Consider the following 14,072-nt stretch of genomic DNA (forward strand, 5'->3'; position numbering starts at 1 on the left):
ATTTGCTGACGAAAAACCTGTCATAGGATAGCCGTTGGCGCTTCAGCGCTTACGGATATGCTAGTATTTTCATCAGTAATTTTTAAAATATGTTAAATCCTTTCGGGACTCGTAACTCTCTTATTTTACCTCTTTTTTGGAAAAAATGCACTCTTTCCTTTACATGTTTCTAAAATAAATCTACTGATAAATTTTAAATAAGTTGACCTTATGATAATTCAAACCCGAAATGCTGAATGGTCTTCTTTTTCAACTTATCAATTGTCAAACTTAATGTTTTTTAAACATGTATTCGCGGGTCATTGGCAAACCTTGACCTGAAGCACCCTTAGTCAAAAGATATTGAACAACATCAATATTTCCAGCTTCAAAACTTGCAGCGCAGGCTTGAAGATAAAGCGTCCACATCCTTGCAAATGGCCTACCCATTTCTTTTTCTACTTCATCAAAAACTTTGAGATAATTTTCATTCCAAATTTCAAGCGTTTTTTGATAATGACGACGAAGGGGTTCAAGATCATCCATTTGCAAACCAGCAGTCATAATATGTTCAACATTTTCAGCAATGTTTGGAATATAACCTCCAGGGAAAATGTATTTTTCAATAAATGGATCCACACCAGCACCGCGATGTTGTCCAGTAATACCATGAATCAAGGCACGACCGTTTGGTTTGAGATAATCAGAAACTTTTTGGAAATACATTTCCAAATTTTCTTTCCCAACATGTTCAAACATTCCTACAGAAGTAATGTAATCAAAAGGTTCTTCTTTGAGGTCACGATAATCGACCAGATAAACTTTCACTTTATCAGAAAGTCCCAAATCATCCGCTTTTTTACGAACATAATAATATTGTTCTTCTGAAAGTGTCACTCCGACTGCTGAAAGACCATATTCTTGAACAGCCTTAAACATCAGAGTTCCCCAACCACAACCAATATCAAGCAAACGTCCCCCAGGTTTACTATTGAGTTTATCCAAAATATGATGAACTTTAGCAATTTGTGCATCTTCCAAAGTCATTTCTTCATGTTCAAAATAAGCACATGAATAAGTCATCGTCGGGTCAAGCCATTTGTTATAAAAGTCATTACCAATATCATAATGACTATGAATATCTTCACGAGATTGTTTTTGAGAATGATTTCCCAAAAGTTTTATCATTGATTTCCCAAAACCAGATTGGTCTGTTAAAAAGCTACCAGCCTTACGATATGCTGATGTAACAAGCTCTTGAATGCTCCCCTCAATTTCAATTTCTTCATTCATGTAAGCTTCAGCCAATACTAAGGTTGGCATTGAGCTCAATTCACTAAATGAGAATTTTTTATTAAAAGTAATGTGAACTTGCGTTTCTCCTTCACCATACTTTTCTGTTTTTCCATCCCAATAAGTTACTGCAATGGGGATATCGAAAGCAACTGCAAGTGCTTTGTTCAAAACTGTTTTTTCAAATACCAAGTTATTCTTCCCTTTCCTAACATTGTTCTAATAAAACTATACTCCGTAGATTATTGAAAGTCAAATACTTACTATCGTTAGATTTTTCTGAAAATTTTCATTGTCAGTAAATTGTTAAAGATTTGGCTTATAACCGAGGTCAGCCTCCTAGACTCTAGAAAATAAATATATTTGATTTTGCTTAAGTGTAGAAACGTAATTCCCTAATTTTCCATCTCACTTGCAGCCGACCTCACATGGTATAATAAAAAAATGAACGACAAACTTGAAAAAAATATTATTTTACAAAAAAATCCTTGGCTGACTGATGTAAAAATTGTCGCTGAATCTGAATCAACTCAAAAAGATGCTAAATTAGACGGACAAGAAAATTGTCTTTATTTAACTGAAAGACAAAATAAAACTTATGGTCGTTTTGGCCGTCAGTATTTTGCTGCGCCATCTGGCGGAATTTATATGAGTCTGTCACTCAAGCCCAAAGTTGAACTAGAAAAACTTCCAGAGTTCACTCTGCTGACAGGAGCTGCCATTGTGTCAGCAATCGAAAAATTAACTGACAAAAAGCCTCAAATTAAATGGGTTAATGATATTTATCTAGACGATAAAAAATTTGTTGGTATTCTTGCCGAAACTTCACTTAATCCAAGTCAAGAAGCTCAAGTTATCATTGGTGTCGGAATTAATTTTTCTATTTCCCAATTTCCAACTGAAATCAAAGAAAGAGCCACTTCTTTATTTTATAATGAACAAGCAAGCATCAGTCGTTCGGAATTAATTGCCGAAATCTGGTCTGAATTTCATCGTTTATCAGAAGGTTCATTTTTTGAAATTTATAAATCCCACTCATTCATTCTTGGCAAACAAGTTGAATTTGTTCAATCTGGGCAAACTTTTTCTGGAAGAGCAACAGATTTAACCTCTAAAGGTGAGCTTATCGTAAATTTAGATAATGGTCAGCAAAAAATACTTTCCAGTGGCGAAATCTCACTAAAAAAATGGACTTAATTAGTCCATTTTTTCAGTTATTATTATTATATTATATAGGAGGCCAGTTTTAGGTCATGGTGGACCAGAATTATTTTACTGACAGAACTTTCTGTCAGTAACTTTTTTAGAAATCTGACCAGTCATCTTCTTTTTCTTTTTCAACTGGTTGTGCTTCCTTAGTCTTACGACTTTTTGGTTCATCCCATGGATTTCCCCATTGGTTTGAATCTTGTTGATTTTGACGTCCTTTATCTTCGTAACGACGTGCCCAATTATTCATTTTATCTGAATAACGTTCTGACCAACGATCCATTTTTTCATCAAAATGTTGCGCTTTACGATTCCATTTTTCTTGATAATCATCTTCTGAATCATCATAGTAATTTCTTGGTCTAGCACTTGGAATAATCCAACTTGCTACGAAATACAATGGAATCAATCCACCCCAGCTTCCAAAAGCCAGAACAACAAATAGGATACGCAGAATCGTCACAACATCACGACCCAGACCAAAATATTCTGCAATCCCTGCAATGACACCACTGACTCTACGATTTGTCACTGATTTTGTTAATTGTCTTTGAGACATAATTTATCCTTTCTTCATAATCGTTGAATTAACCTTGTGATGGTGTCATCAATAGACTCGCAATCACATAAACAATGAGTAATGTTCCCCAACTTCCGAAAGTACCAAGCACAATCAGAACCCGAATTACATTAATTACTGTACGGCTCAAGCCAAAGTATTCACCAAGTCCCCCGACGGTTCCTGCGATGACTCGATTGCTACTTGATCTTTTCAGAGTTTTCTTAGCCATTTCTCACCTTTCTTTTCAAATTTACTGACAGAACTCTTATAAAATTTCTGTCAGTAAAATTTTATTCATTTTCTTCTTTGTCAGTAGTTTCAGTATCTTTAAGCCAAATCGTTCCTGATTTTGTTTCAAATTCAAAGGTTAATGACTCAGCACCTTGACGGACAATCGCTGCTCCATTACGGCCAGCTTCAAAAGGACTATCAAGATTTAAACGTGTCTTATATCCGCCAAAGATTGTGCGAACATGACCAACCAAGCCCAAACTTTCTGGTACAGAAACTTTGATATCGCCATTCACATTTTTAAGATTTAATTTGTGAGCCGTTCCTGTTTTTTCGGTCAGCAAAATATTTCCGTTTACGAGTGAGACATCACCAGATTCAAAAGCAGTTGTAATTCTGATATTACCATTAACACCGGTTAATTCTAAATCTGAATTTGTGCCATCAAGCACTTTGATTTCACCATTCTTATTATTAATCTTCAACTCATCGCTGTTTACTTCAAGCACCTCAGCATTTCCGTTCATAAGATTAATATTCATTTTTTGACTGGAAATTTTTTCAACTTTAAGTTCTGCATGAGGTGTATTGATCTCAATATTTCCATATTCTTTTACTGGTAAATAAAGTTCAATATCTGCAGAAATTCGACCATTTGCTTCAATTTCAAGCACATCATCTTCAACTTCAAGTTTAGTTTTTTCAGCAATATAAGCTTCTACATTACCATCTTCAACTGCCCCGTAAATTTTATATTCTACTTTTACATGAGCATTTTCACCAGGTAAAATATTTACTTTACCACTCTTAAGATTAAGATTAACATTTTTGAAATCTTCGTTGATATCTTTTTCTACAGTGTGAGAAATTGATTTAACCTTAGGAAATCCTTTTGAAAAATCAATATTATCATCAACAGATTTTGCAACCCCTTGGAAAATTTCTTTACCTCTAGCAAACAAACTTTCTGCAACATTTTTCATTGCATCAGGAAAATCTACATCGTGATTAACATATCCTTCTTTATCTGTATATGTGAATTCTTTGTTCTCGGTTTTATCATCAGAAGCTTCTCCATTCACTGAACCATTTTTTTCAAGTAATTCTAAAGCTTCATCTTCCGTGATAATTCCACGACGCATCAAATCCATAATTCTATCTTTTTTATTAGCCATTTTTTTAGATCCTTTCTCTGCTCATTCAAGCATTCAATATCTTAAAAATTTTTTTTATTGAGATTATCTTTATCTCGTACACTTATTATCTCAAACTTTTACCAAATAAAAATCAGCCTTTGGGCTGATTTTTAACATCTTATTTTTTTTAACTAAATAAAAGATTCAATACTCCTATTTTACTGACAGAACTACTAATTAGTTTTGTTAGTAATTATTTAGGTTGAATATAAGTCGCCAAAGCTGCCACACCAGCAGAAATATGGCGTTCGCTGACAATATTATTTCCTTTAACATTCATCTCTGAAACGAGAATAGAGTTATCTGAATAAACCTTTTCAACAAAAGCTACGTGCCCATATTCAGAACTTGAACCAGCTACTCCTGGTGGGAAGCTGACAGCATAACCCTCAGTTGGAACAGTTGTTGTGAAATAACCTTGAGCTTGGGCATTAATTCCCCATTCGCCACCATTTCCCATATGTTTTCCAACGAGCCCACCTAATTGAATGATACGGTTATAAACATACTGTGTACAATTTCCAAAAGCATAACTATCAGCACCTGGATATTCTACCCCATTATATTCTGGATAAGCTGAATTATCTAATTTTGATGCCACCAGTGGACTTTCAGGAATTTTACTATCTACGACTTGTGTAGTACTATCAACATTATCATAAGCATCTAATTTATATTCTTGAATAATTTCAATTAATTTTTGTGCATATGCTGGGTCAGTAGCAAAAATTCCCTGCAAGGCTTGAGCCGACTCTTGGTAAGTCTTAGCATGTGATTTCCATGCGCCAGCATAAATTTCTGAGTTCCAAGTTGTCCCTTTAATCATTAAATTAATATAGTCATCCAATGCTTGGTCATAATTACTATACACTCTAAAACTTTGTTCAATATAATAAGGATTATTTCCTGAAAATTCTTCCGTCTTAAATGAAATTGATTTTCCTAAATAAGCACCTGTAATATTGAAAATATTAAAATACTGCTGACTCATATTACTTTGACCAGAACCCGATTCTAAAATCGCCTGTGCCAAGATAATTGATGCATACAAATTATTCTTACCAGCTAAAATTCTCACGCGGTCCGCAATACTTTTAATAAAGGCTTCCGTACTAGAAATATCAATTTTATCAATTGACTTAGCTGCTTCAATTGTTTTCAAAACAGGGCCAGCGTAAATAGAAGGAGCTGAATCTGCTGAAGAATTAGGAATTTGTGCTGCAGTTGATGTTTGATAGTAGGCATTATCCTGTGAATAATTAGAGGGTGCAGCTGTAGAAGTTGATGCTGAAGGAGCTGTGGTAGAAACTGAAGTTGATGGTGCTTGAGTAGTTGTAGACGAGTTATTAGTTGATGATGAACTTGGTTTACTTGGTTTTGAGGTTGAACCTGAAGTACTTGGTTTTGATGATGAACCTGAATTACCTGTACTTGATGATGAACTTGTGCTACCTGTACCTGATGCATCATCTAAACTTTTTACATTTGATGGTAATGTTACATTTGAACTACTTCCATCAGTCACTCCATCAGCATATCCAGCCACACCAAAAGTCGTCATTCCTAGAATCAAAGCCGTCCCTGCAATAAATTTTTCCTTTTTTAAACGCTTTACTTTATCATTATTAATCAATTTTAGCTTATCCCTCCATAATATGTATTATAATTTCAACATCATTTCCTTCAAGACATTTACTTTTACACAATTGTAACATTTAAGAGCAAGCAAGTCAAACTAATCACGTTTATTTTTTAAGAGAAATAAACCAAATTTATCCCCATTTCATGACCATATGTACACCTCAAAGTATCAATATCAACACACCATTTACCTTTATAATTTTACAAAATTAACTATTTTAGCTACTCAGCAACAGATAAAGTATAAAAAAACATCTATCATAAATGACAAATGTTTTTCTAATAATGTTTTAAAAGTTGATTAAGCTTTGTTTGCTGAACCGAATACGTCAATACGTTCTTCAACAGACGCAGTAATTGCATCGAAACCAGGTTTCAAGAATTTACGTGGGTCAAAAAGTTTTTTCTTCATGTATTCTGCTTCATTAGCATCAAATTCATTAACGAATTTACGAGTAGCAGCTGCGAAAGCAAGTTGGCATTCAGTATTAACGTTAACTTTAGCTACACCATTAGCAATAGCTTCTTTGATTTGATCATCAGGGATACCAGAACCACCGTGAAGTACGATTGGCACATTATGTCCCATAGCTTCAACAAGCGCTTTGTTCAATTTCTCAAGGTGATCAATGTGAAGACCTTTCCAGTTTTCTGGGTAAGGACCGTGAATGTTACCGATACCCGCTGCAAGGAAGTCAACACCAAGTTTAGCCATTGCAACTGCGTCATCGATAGGAGCAAGTTCACCTTCACCGATGATACCATCTTCTTCACCACCAATTGAACCAACTTCACATTCAACTGAGATGCCTTTAGCATGAGCTTTAGCAATTACTTCTTCAGCAAGTTTAAGGTTTTCTTCAATTGGAAGATGTGAACCGTCAAACATCAATGATGAGTAACCAACTTCGATACATTCCAAAGCATCATCAAAATGACCGTGGTCAAGGTGAATAGCAACTGGAACTGTGATTCCCATTGATTCTACGAGAGTTTCAATGAGGAGTTTACACATTTTGTAACCACCCATGTATTTAGCCGCACCCATAGAAGTTTGGATCAATACTGGAGTCTTTTTAGCTTCTGCTGCACGCAAGATAGCTTGAGTCCATTCAAGGTTGTTTGTGTTGAAACCACCGATAGCGTATCCGTTATCACGAGCGGCTTGTACGAATTTTTCTGCTGAAACGATTGCCATTTCAAAATTCCTCCGAATATTTTATTACTTACCTAGTATAGCATTTTGTGAAGTATTTTTCTAGTCCAAGCTTGCAAAAATCCAAAGTAACCGCTTTATTAAGCCATTCTTAAAGAAAGATAAAAAAAAGGTTAATAGTTTAATAACTATTAACCTTAGCATATCCCGAGGACCGGTTTCGAACCGGTACGAAGGTTACCCCTCGCAGGATTTTAAGTCCTGTGCGTCTGCCAGTTCCGCCACCCCGGGTATTATACAAAAACTCCCGCTTGTGAGAATTATCAAGCGAACGACGAGATTCGAACTCGCGACCCCAACCATGGCAAGGTTGTGTTCTACCCCTGAACTACGTTCGCACTTAAACTTTGTGTCTTAACGACAATGCCGACTACATGATTCGAACACGCGACCCTCTGATTACAAATCAGATGCTCTACCAACTGAGCTAAGTCGGCTAATACCTAGTATGCGGATGAAGGGACTTGAACCCCCACGCCGTTAAGCGCTAGATCCTAAATCTAGTGCGTCTGCCAATTCCGCCACATCCGCTAGGATTATGACCCGTGCTGGGCTCGAACCAGCGACCCTTTGATTAAAAGTCAAATGCTCTACCAACTGAGCTAACGAGTCATTAGTATTTCTACTAACGGTTCTGACGGGAATCGAACCCGCGATCTTCGCCGTGACAGGGCGACGTGATAACCGCTACACTACAGAACCTTTATTCACTTAATGGCTGAAACAACCAATGGGAGTTAACGGGATCGAACCGCTGACCCTCTGCTTGTAAGGCAGATGCTCTCCCAGCTGAGCTAAACTCCCAAAACTTGGCCACTTGCCTATCTCCCAGGGGGCAACCCCCAAGTACTTCCGCCGTAGATGGACTTAACTTCTGTGTTCGACATGGGAACAGGTGTATCTCCATCGCAATGATGACCAAATCATTAAATGTTACCTTGAACATTCAAAACTAAATAACAATTCTTCTAACTTCTAAACCTTAAGCTTTTTATATTTGACTCTTTTGGTAAAGTCCTCGAGCGATTAGTACTGGTCCGCTCCAAGTCTCGCAACTCTTCCACTTCCAGCCTATCTACCAGATCATCTCTCTGGGCTCTTAATTCTTACGAATGGGTAATCTCATCTTGAGGTGGGCTTCGCACTTAGATGCTTTCAGCGCTTATCCCTTCCCTACATAGCTATCCAGCCGTGCTCCTGGCGGAACAACTGGTACACCAGCGGTAAGTCCATCCCGGTCCTCTCGTACTAAGGACAGATCCTCTCAAATTACCTACGCCCGCGACGGATAGGGACCGAACTGTCTCACGACGTTCTGAACCCAGCTCGCGTGCCGCTTTAATGGGCGAACAGCCCAACCCTTGGGACCGACTACAGCCCCAGGATGCGACGAGCCGACATCGAGGTGCCAAACCTCCCCGTCGATGTGAACTCTTGGGGGAGATAAGCCTGTTATCCCCAGGGTAGCTTTTATCCGTTGAGCGATGGCCCTTCCATGCGGTACCACCGGATCACTAAGTCCTAGTTTCCTACCTGCTCGAGTTGTAGCTCTCGCAGTCAAGCTGGCTTTTACCTTTACACTCTACGATTGATTTCCAACCAATCTGAGCCAACCTTTGAGCGCCTCCGTTACTCTTTAGGAGGCGACCGCCCCAGTCAAACTGTCCGTCAGACACTGTCTCCCTGGCCGATTATGCCAGCGGGTTAGAGTAACCATAAGTCAAGGGTAGTATCCCAACAACGCCTCAATAGAAACTAGCGTCCCTATTTCAATGGCTCCTACCTATCCTGTACATGACTTACAGGTACTCAATATCAAACTACAGTAAAGCTCCATGGGGTCTTTCCGTCCTGTCGCGGGTAACCTGCATCTTCACAGGTACTAAAATTTCACCGAGTCTCTCGTTGAGACAGTGCCCAAATCATTACGCCTTTCGTGCGGGTCGGAACTTACCCGACAAGGAATTTCGCTACCTTAGGACCGTTATAGTTACGGCCGCCGTTTACTGGGGCTTCAATTCATACCTTCGACTTACGTCTAAGCACTCCTCTTAACCTTCCAGCACCGGGCAGGCGTCACCCCCTATACATCACCTTGCGGTTTAGCAGAGAGCTGTGTTTTTGATAAACAGTTGCTTGGGCCTATTCACTGCGGCTGGCTTTTACACCAGCACCCCTTCTCCCGAAGTTACGGGGCTATTTTGCCGAGTTCCTTAACGAGAGTTCTCTCGATCACCTGAGGCTACTCGCCTCGACTACCTGTGTCGGTTTGCGGTACGGGTAGATATGACTTTACGCTAGAAGCTTTTCTTGGCAGTGTGACATCAGAGAGTTCGCAACCGTAGTTGCTTCCCCATCACAGCTCAATGTTAGAGAGAAATGCATTTGACACATCTCACACCTCACTGCTTAGACCAGAATCCATTAACTGGCATCTCTTAGCCTACTGCGTCCCTCCATCACGATCATATCTAGTACTGGAATATCAACCAGTTGTCCATCGACTACGCCTTTCGGCCTCGCCTTAGGTCCCGACTAACCCAGGGCGGACGAGCCTTCCCCTGGAAACCTTAGTCTTACGGTGGATAAGATTCTCACTTATCTTGCGCTACTCATACCGGCATTCTCACTTCTTAACGCTCCAGCACTCCTCACGGTATACCTTCTTCGCGGTTAAGAACGCTCTCCTACCATTGATAAAATATCAATCCAAAGCTTCGGTAATATGTTTAGCCCCGGTACATTTTCGGCGCAGGGTCACTCGACTAGTGAGCTATTACGCACTCTTTGAATGATAGCTGCTTCTGAGCTAACATCCTAGTTGTCTGTGCAACCCCACATCCTTTTCCACTTAACATATATTTTGGGACCTTAGCTGTTGGTCTGGGCTGTTTCCCTTTCGACTACGGATCTTAGCACTCGCAGTCTGACTGCCGAACATGTGTATTAGCATTCGGAGTTTATCTGAGATTGGTAATCCTAGACGGACCCCTCACCCAAACAGTGCTCTACCTCCAATACACTTACATTTCGACGCTAGCCCTAAAGCTATTTCGGAGAGAACCAGCTATCTCCCAGTTCGTTTGGAATTTCTCCGCTATCCACAAGTCATCCAAACACTTTTCAACGTGTCCTGGTTCGGGCCTCCAGTGCGTCTTACCACACCTTCACCCTGCTCATGGATAGGTCACTAGGTTTCGGGTCTACATCATGATACTAAGTCGCCCTATTCAGACTCGGTTTCCCTACGGCTCCGTCTCTTCAACTTAACCTCGCATCATAACGTAACTCGCCGGTTCATTCTACAAAAGGCACGCTCTCACCCATTAACGGGCTCGAACTTCTTGTAGGCACACGGTTTCAGGTGCTATTTCACTCCCCTCTCGGGGTTCTTTTCACCTTTCCCTCACGGTACTGGTTCACTATCGGTCACTAAGGAGTATTTAGGGTTGGGAGATGGTCCTCCCGGATTCAAACTGGATTTCGCGTGTCCAGCCCTACTCAGGATACTGCTAGGTATAAGCGCTATTTCGTCTACGGGATTATTACCCTCTTTGATTAACCTTCCCAGGTTATTCGACTATAATGCTTAAGTCCACGTTGCAGTCCTACAACCCCAAGAAGCAAGCTTCTTGGTTTGCCCTTCTTCGCGTTCGCTCGCCGCTACTTACGAAATCGTTTTTACTTTCTCTTCCTGCAGGTACTTAGATGTTTCAGTTCTCTGCGTTACCTTTACATGAGCTATGTATTCACTCATGAATAACTGCTAGTAGCAGCTGGGTTTCCCCATTCGGAGACCTAGGGATCAATGCGTACTTACTGCTCCCCCTAGAATATCGTCGTTAGTCACGTCCTTCTTCGGCTCTTAGTGCCAAGGCATCCACCGTGCGCCCTTATTAACTTTGCCATGATGATTTAAAATCATCGTTTTTCAAGTATAAGTTTGTAAATTCTTTAAAATTCACAGCTTTTGGTTTATTTATCGTTATTAGATATTGTTATTTAGTTTTCAATGTTCAAGTGATTTTAACGTCTTGTCTGACAATGGAGCCTAGCGGGATCGAACCGCTGACCTCCTGCGTGCAAAGCAGGCGCTCTCCCAGCTGAGCTAAGGCCCCACAATCAAGAAGTTGATTCTTGCTTAGGTTTATGACTAAACCCCTCAAAACTGAATAAAGTTGAATGCTCACGTCTTTGTATATATTCCTTAGAAAGGAGGTGATCCAGCCGCACCTTCCGATACGGCTACCTTGTTACGACTTCACCCCAGTCATCGGTCTTACCTTAGGAAGCGCCCTCCTTGCGGTTAGGCAACCTACTTCGGGTACTCCCAACTCCCGTGGTGTGACGGGCGGTGTGTACAAGGCCCGGGAACGTATTCACCGCGGCGTGCTGATCCGCGATTACTAGCGATTCCGACTTCATGTAGGCGAGTTGCAGCCTACAATCCGAACTGAGAATGGTTTTAAGAGATTAGCTAAACATCACTGTCTCGCGACTCGTTGTACCATCCATTGTAGCACGTGTGTAGCCCAGGTCATAAGGGGCATGATGATTTGACGTCATCCCCACCTTCCTCCGGTTTATCACCGGCAGTCTCGTTAGAGTGCCCAACTTAATGATGGCAACTAACAATAGGGGTTGCGCTCGTTGCGGGACTTAACCCAACATCTCACGACACGAGCTGACGACAACCATGCACCACCTGTATCCCGTGTCCCGAAGGAACTTCCTATCTCTAGGAATAGCACGAGTATGTCAAGACCTGGTAAGGTTCTTCGCGTTGCTTCGAATTAAACCACATGCTCCACCGCTTGTGCGGGCCCCCGTCAATTCCTTTGAGTTTCAACCTTGCGGTCGTACTCCCCAGGCGGAGTGCTTATTGCGTTAGCTGCGATACAGAGAACTTATAGCTCCCTACATCTAGCACTCATCGTTTACGGCGTGGACTACCAGGGTATCTAATCCTGTTTGCTCCCCACGCTTTCGAGCCTCAGTGTCAGTTACAGGCCAGAGAGCCGCTTTCGCCACCGGTGTTCCTCCATATATCTACGCATTTCACCGCTACACATGGAATTCCACTCTCCTCTCCTGCACTCAAGTCTACCAGTTTCCAATGCATACAATGGTTGAGCCACTGCCTTTTACACCAGACTTAATAAACCACCTGCGCTCGCTTTACGCCCAATAAATCCGGACAACGCTCGGGACCTACGTATTACCGCGGCTGCTGGCACGTAGTTAGCCGTCCCTTTCTGGGTAGTTACCGTCACTTGATGAGCTTTCCACTCTCACCAACGTTCTTCTCTACCAACAGAGTTTTACGATCCGAAAACCTTCTTCACTCACGCGGCGTTGCTCGGTCAGACTTTCGTCCATTGCCGAAGATTCCCTACTGCTGCCTCCCGTAGGAGTTTGGGCCGTGTCTCAGTCCCAATGTGGCCGATCACCCTCTCAGGTCGGCTATGTATCATCGCCTTGGTGAGCCTTTACCTCACCAACTAGCTAATACAACGCGGGATCATCTCTGAGTGATGCAATTGCATCTTTCAAACTTAAAACTTGTGTTTAAAGTTTTTATGCGGTATTAGCATTCGTTTCCAAATGTTGTCCCCCGCTCAAAGGCAGATTCCCCACGCGTTACTCACCCGTTCGCTGCTCATCCAGTCGGTACAAGTACCTTCCTTCAGCGCTCAACTTGCATGTATTAGGCACGCCGCCAGCGTTCGTCCTGAGCCAGGATCAAACTCTCAAATAAAGTATTTAAGTCACCGTAGTGACTGGCTTGTCTTTCATTATTGATTGACAGATTTTTGATGTCCTTAGACATCACATGAGTCATTCTTCTTTATTCAGTTTTCAATGGTCTAGCTTGTCGCTCTTCGACTCACGTCTCTCGCGACAACTATTATATTCTATCAAACCTACTCCGACTTGTCAACAATTAACTGTCCCTTTTACGGTTTTTTTTAGCTTACATCCGTTAAACCCCGCTGTTATCATGTTTTATTAAATACATTAATATTCAATTCTTGGTAAATTTAGTTTTCTTTGTTCTGAAATGATTCTGATGAGAACGATAAAGATGACAGAAATAAATAAAGCTAGGTTATGGCTGATTACCGATTGAAGGTAAACATATAGAATTCCGCCAATAATACATGGTAAGGCATAGATATTTTCTCTGAAAATCATTGGAACTTGGTTTGCAATCACATCGCGAATCATTCCACCACCAACACCTGTCAATACTCCTAAGAATACAATGAAGAAGATATTTTGTGAATAACCATGTGCTATTCCAGCATCAATCCCTAATACTGTAAAAATTCCTAGACCTATGGCGTCAGAAACTAAGAGAAGATTATTATAGAAACGTGCTGCTTTAAAAATACTCAATGCTTCTCTTCTTGATTTAATTATTAGCGCTACAAGCATAGCTACTATTGATGCAATAATCGAAATAACTATAAAAAATGGCGATTTTAATGCTGTAGGCGGTGTTGCTCCTAAGAGTAAATCTCGAAATATCCCACCACCTACAGCTGTTATTACTGACATCACAAGAATACCAAAAATATCTAGTTTATGATTGATCCCCACCACGGTCCCCGAAATAGCGAATGCTACGGTTCCTAAAATTTCCAAAAATAAATAAAAACTGCTAATCACTTCCATATCCCTTTATACTTCACCTTAATATTAATAATCTTTTTAATACAATTTATTATACCCTATAATCCTC

The 14,072-nt window shown here is 40.5% G+C and carries 8 protein-coding genes, 8 tRNA genes and 3 rRNA genes; 1 reads left to right on the forward strand and 18 read right to left on the reverse strand.

Going from position 1 to position 14,072, the window contains the following annotated elements:
• Positions 1 to 270 precede the first annotated feature (270 nt).
• A complete protein-coding gene (locus tag QJV49_RS05215; protein WP_225513002.1) occupies positions 271 to 1,464 on the reverse strand; it encodes a cyclopropane-fatty-acyl-phospholipid synthase family protein in 1,194 nt (397 codons plus the stop codon).
• Positions 1,465 to 1,716: 252 nt separating this feature from the next.
• Between QJV49_RS05215 and QJV49_RS05220 the strand changes: the two genes are divergently transcribed.
• A complete protein-coding gene (locus QJV49_RS05220) occupies positions 1,717 to 2,469 on the forward strand; it encodes a biotin--[acetyl-CoA-carboxylase] ligase (protein WP_225513003.1) in 753 nt (250 codons plus the stop codon).
• Positions 2,470 to 2,575: 106 nt separating this feature from the next.
• On the opposite strand, the gene QJV49_RS05225 is transcribed toward QJV49_RS05220, so the two are convergent.
• The 17 genes from QJV49_RS05225 to QJV49_RS05305 form a co-directional block, all read right to left on the reverse strand.
• Positions 2,576 to 3,040 (reverse strand): PspC domain-containing protein, encoded by a 465-nt coding sequence (locus tag QJV49_RS05225; protein ID WP_003131461.1) that lies wholly within the window; start codon positions 3,038 to 3,040, stop codon positions 2,576 to 2,578.
• Positions 3,041 to 3,068: 28 nt separating this feature from the next.
• Positions 3,069 to 3,272: a PspC domain-containing protein gene (locus QJV49_RS05230; RefSeq protein WP_003131460.1), complete on the reverse strand. Its 204-nt coding sequence runs from the start codon at positions 3,270 to 3,272 to the stop codon at positions 3,069 to 3,071.
• Between the two features lie 61 nt (positions 3,273 to 3,333).
• Positions 3,334 to 4,449: a DUF4097 domain-containing protein gene (locus QJV49_RS05235; RefSeq protein ID WP_225513004.1), complete on the reverse strand. Its 1,116-nt coding sequence runs from the start codon at positions 4,447 to 4,449 to the stop codon at positions 3,334 to 3,336.
• A gap of 214 nt (positions 4,450 to 4,663) precedes the next feature.
• Entirely contained in the window at positions 4,664 to 6,103 is a 1,440-nt protein-coding gene (locus QJV49_RS05240; protein ID WP_255597852.1) for an amidase domain-containing protein, read from the reverse strand.
• A 309-nt stretch (positions 6,104 to 6,412) separates the two neighbouring features.
• Positions 6,413 to 7,309 carry a class II fructose-bisphosphate aldolase gene (locus QJV49_RS05245; protein ID WP_225513005.1) on the reverse strand — a complete coding sequence of 299 codons (897 nt, stop codon included), beginning with the start codon at positions 7,307 to 7,309 and terminating at the stop codon, positions 6,413 to 6,415.
• 163 nt (positions 7,310 to 7,472) lie between these two features.
• Positions 7,473 to 7,558: transfer RNA gene (locus QJV49_RS05250), tRNA-Leu, on the reverse strand.
• 35 nt (positions 7,559 to 7,593) lie between these two features.
• A tRNA-Gly gene (locus tag QJV49_RS05255) sits at positions 7,594 to 7,665 on the reverse strand.
• A gap of 26 nt (positions 7,666 to 7,691) precedes the next feature.
• Positions 7,692 to 7,764: transfer RNA gene (locus QJV49_RS05260), tRNA-Thr, on the reverse strand.
• A 12-nt stretch (positions 7,765 to 7,776) separates the two neighbouring features.
• Positions 7,777 to 7,858: transfer RNA gene (locus QJV49_RS05265), tRNA-Leu, on the reverse strand.
• An 8-nt stretch (positions 7,859 to 7,866) separates the two neighbouring features.
• A tRNA-Lys gene (locus tag QJV49_RS05270) sits at positions 7,867 to 7,939 on the reverse strand.
• A gap of 17 nt (positions 7,940 to 7,956) precedes the next feature.
• Positions 7,957 to 8,029 (reverse strand) — tRNA-Asp (locus QJV49_RS05275).
• A gap of 29 nt (positions 8,030 to 8,058) precedes the next feature.
• Positions 8,059 to 8,131 (reverse strand) — tRNA-Val (locus tag QJV49_RS05280).
• A 3-nt stretch (positions 8,132 to 8,134) separates the two neighbouring features.
• A 5S ribosomal RNA gene (gene rrf / locus QJV49_RS05285) occupies positions 8,135 to 8,250 on the reverse strand.
• A gap of 83 nt (positions 8,251 to 8,333) precedes the next feature.
• Positions 8,334 to 11,234: ribosomal RNA gene (locus tag QJV49_RS05290) — 23S ribosomal RNA — on the reverse strand.
• Positions 11,235 to 11,372: 138 nt separating this feature from the next.
• Positions 11,373 to 11,445: transfer RNA gene (locus QJV49_RS05295), tRNA-Ala, on the reverse strand.
• Positions 11,446 to 11,538: 93 nt separating this feature from the next.
• Positions 11,539 to 13,085 (reverse strand): 16S ribosomal RNA (locus QJV49_RS05300).
• Together the 16S, 23S and 5S rRNA genes with 8 tRNA genes alongside form the textbook arrangement of a ribosomal RNA operon.
• A gap of 260 nt (positions 13,086 to 13,345) precedes the next feature.
• Positions 13,346 to 14,005, reverse strand: coding sequence for a trimeric intracellular cation channel family protein (locus QJV49_RS05305; protein ID WP_004254956.1), 660 nt, complete (start codon positions 14,003 to 14,005; stop codon positions 13,346 to 13,348).
• Between the last annotated feature and the right edge of the window lie 67 nt (positions 14,006 to 14,072).

The sequence above is a fragment of the Lactococcus sp. NH2-7C genome, from assembly GCF_029953655.1.
Lineage (GTDB): Bacteria > Bacillota > Bacilli > Lactobacillales > Streptococcaceae > Lactococcus > Lactococcus lactis.

What these genes read in the sequence shown, in the direction of transcription:
- QJV49_RS05245 (WP_225513005.1), bottom strand. Translation starts at nt 7,309, where the DNA reads ATGGCAATCGTTTCAGCAGAAAAATTCGTACAAGCCGCTCGTGATAAC.
- QJV49_RS05230 (WP_003131460.1), bottom strand. Translation starts at nt 3,272, where the DNA reads ATGGCTAAGAAAACTCTGAAAAGATCAAGTAGCAATCGAGTCATCGCA.
- QJV49_RS05220 (WP_225513003.1), top strand. Translation starts at nt 1,717, where the DNA reads ATGAACGACAAACTTGAAAAAAATATTATTTTACAAAAAAATCCTTGG.
- QJV49_RS05305 (WP_004254956.1), bottom strand. Translation starts at nt 14,005, where the DNA reads ATGGAAGTGATTAGCAGTTTTTATTTATTTTTGGAAATTTTAGGAACC.
- QJV49_RS05235 (WP_225513004.1), bottom strand. Translation starts at nt 4,449, where the DNA reads ATGGCTAATAAAAAAGATAGAATTATGGATTTGATGCGTCGTGGAATT.
- QJV49_RS05225 (WP_003131461.1), bottom strand. Translation starts at nt 3,040, where the DNA reads ATGTCTCAAAGACAATTAACAAAATCAGTGACAAATCGTAGAGTCAGT.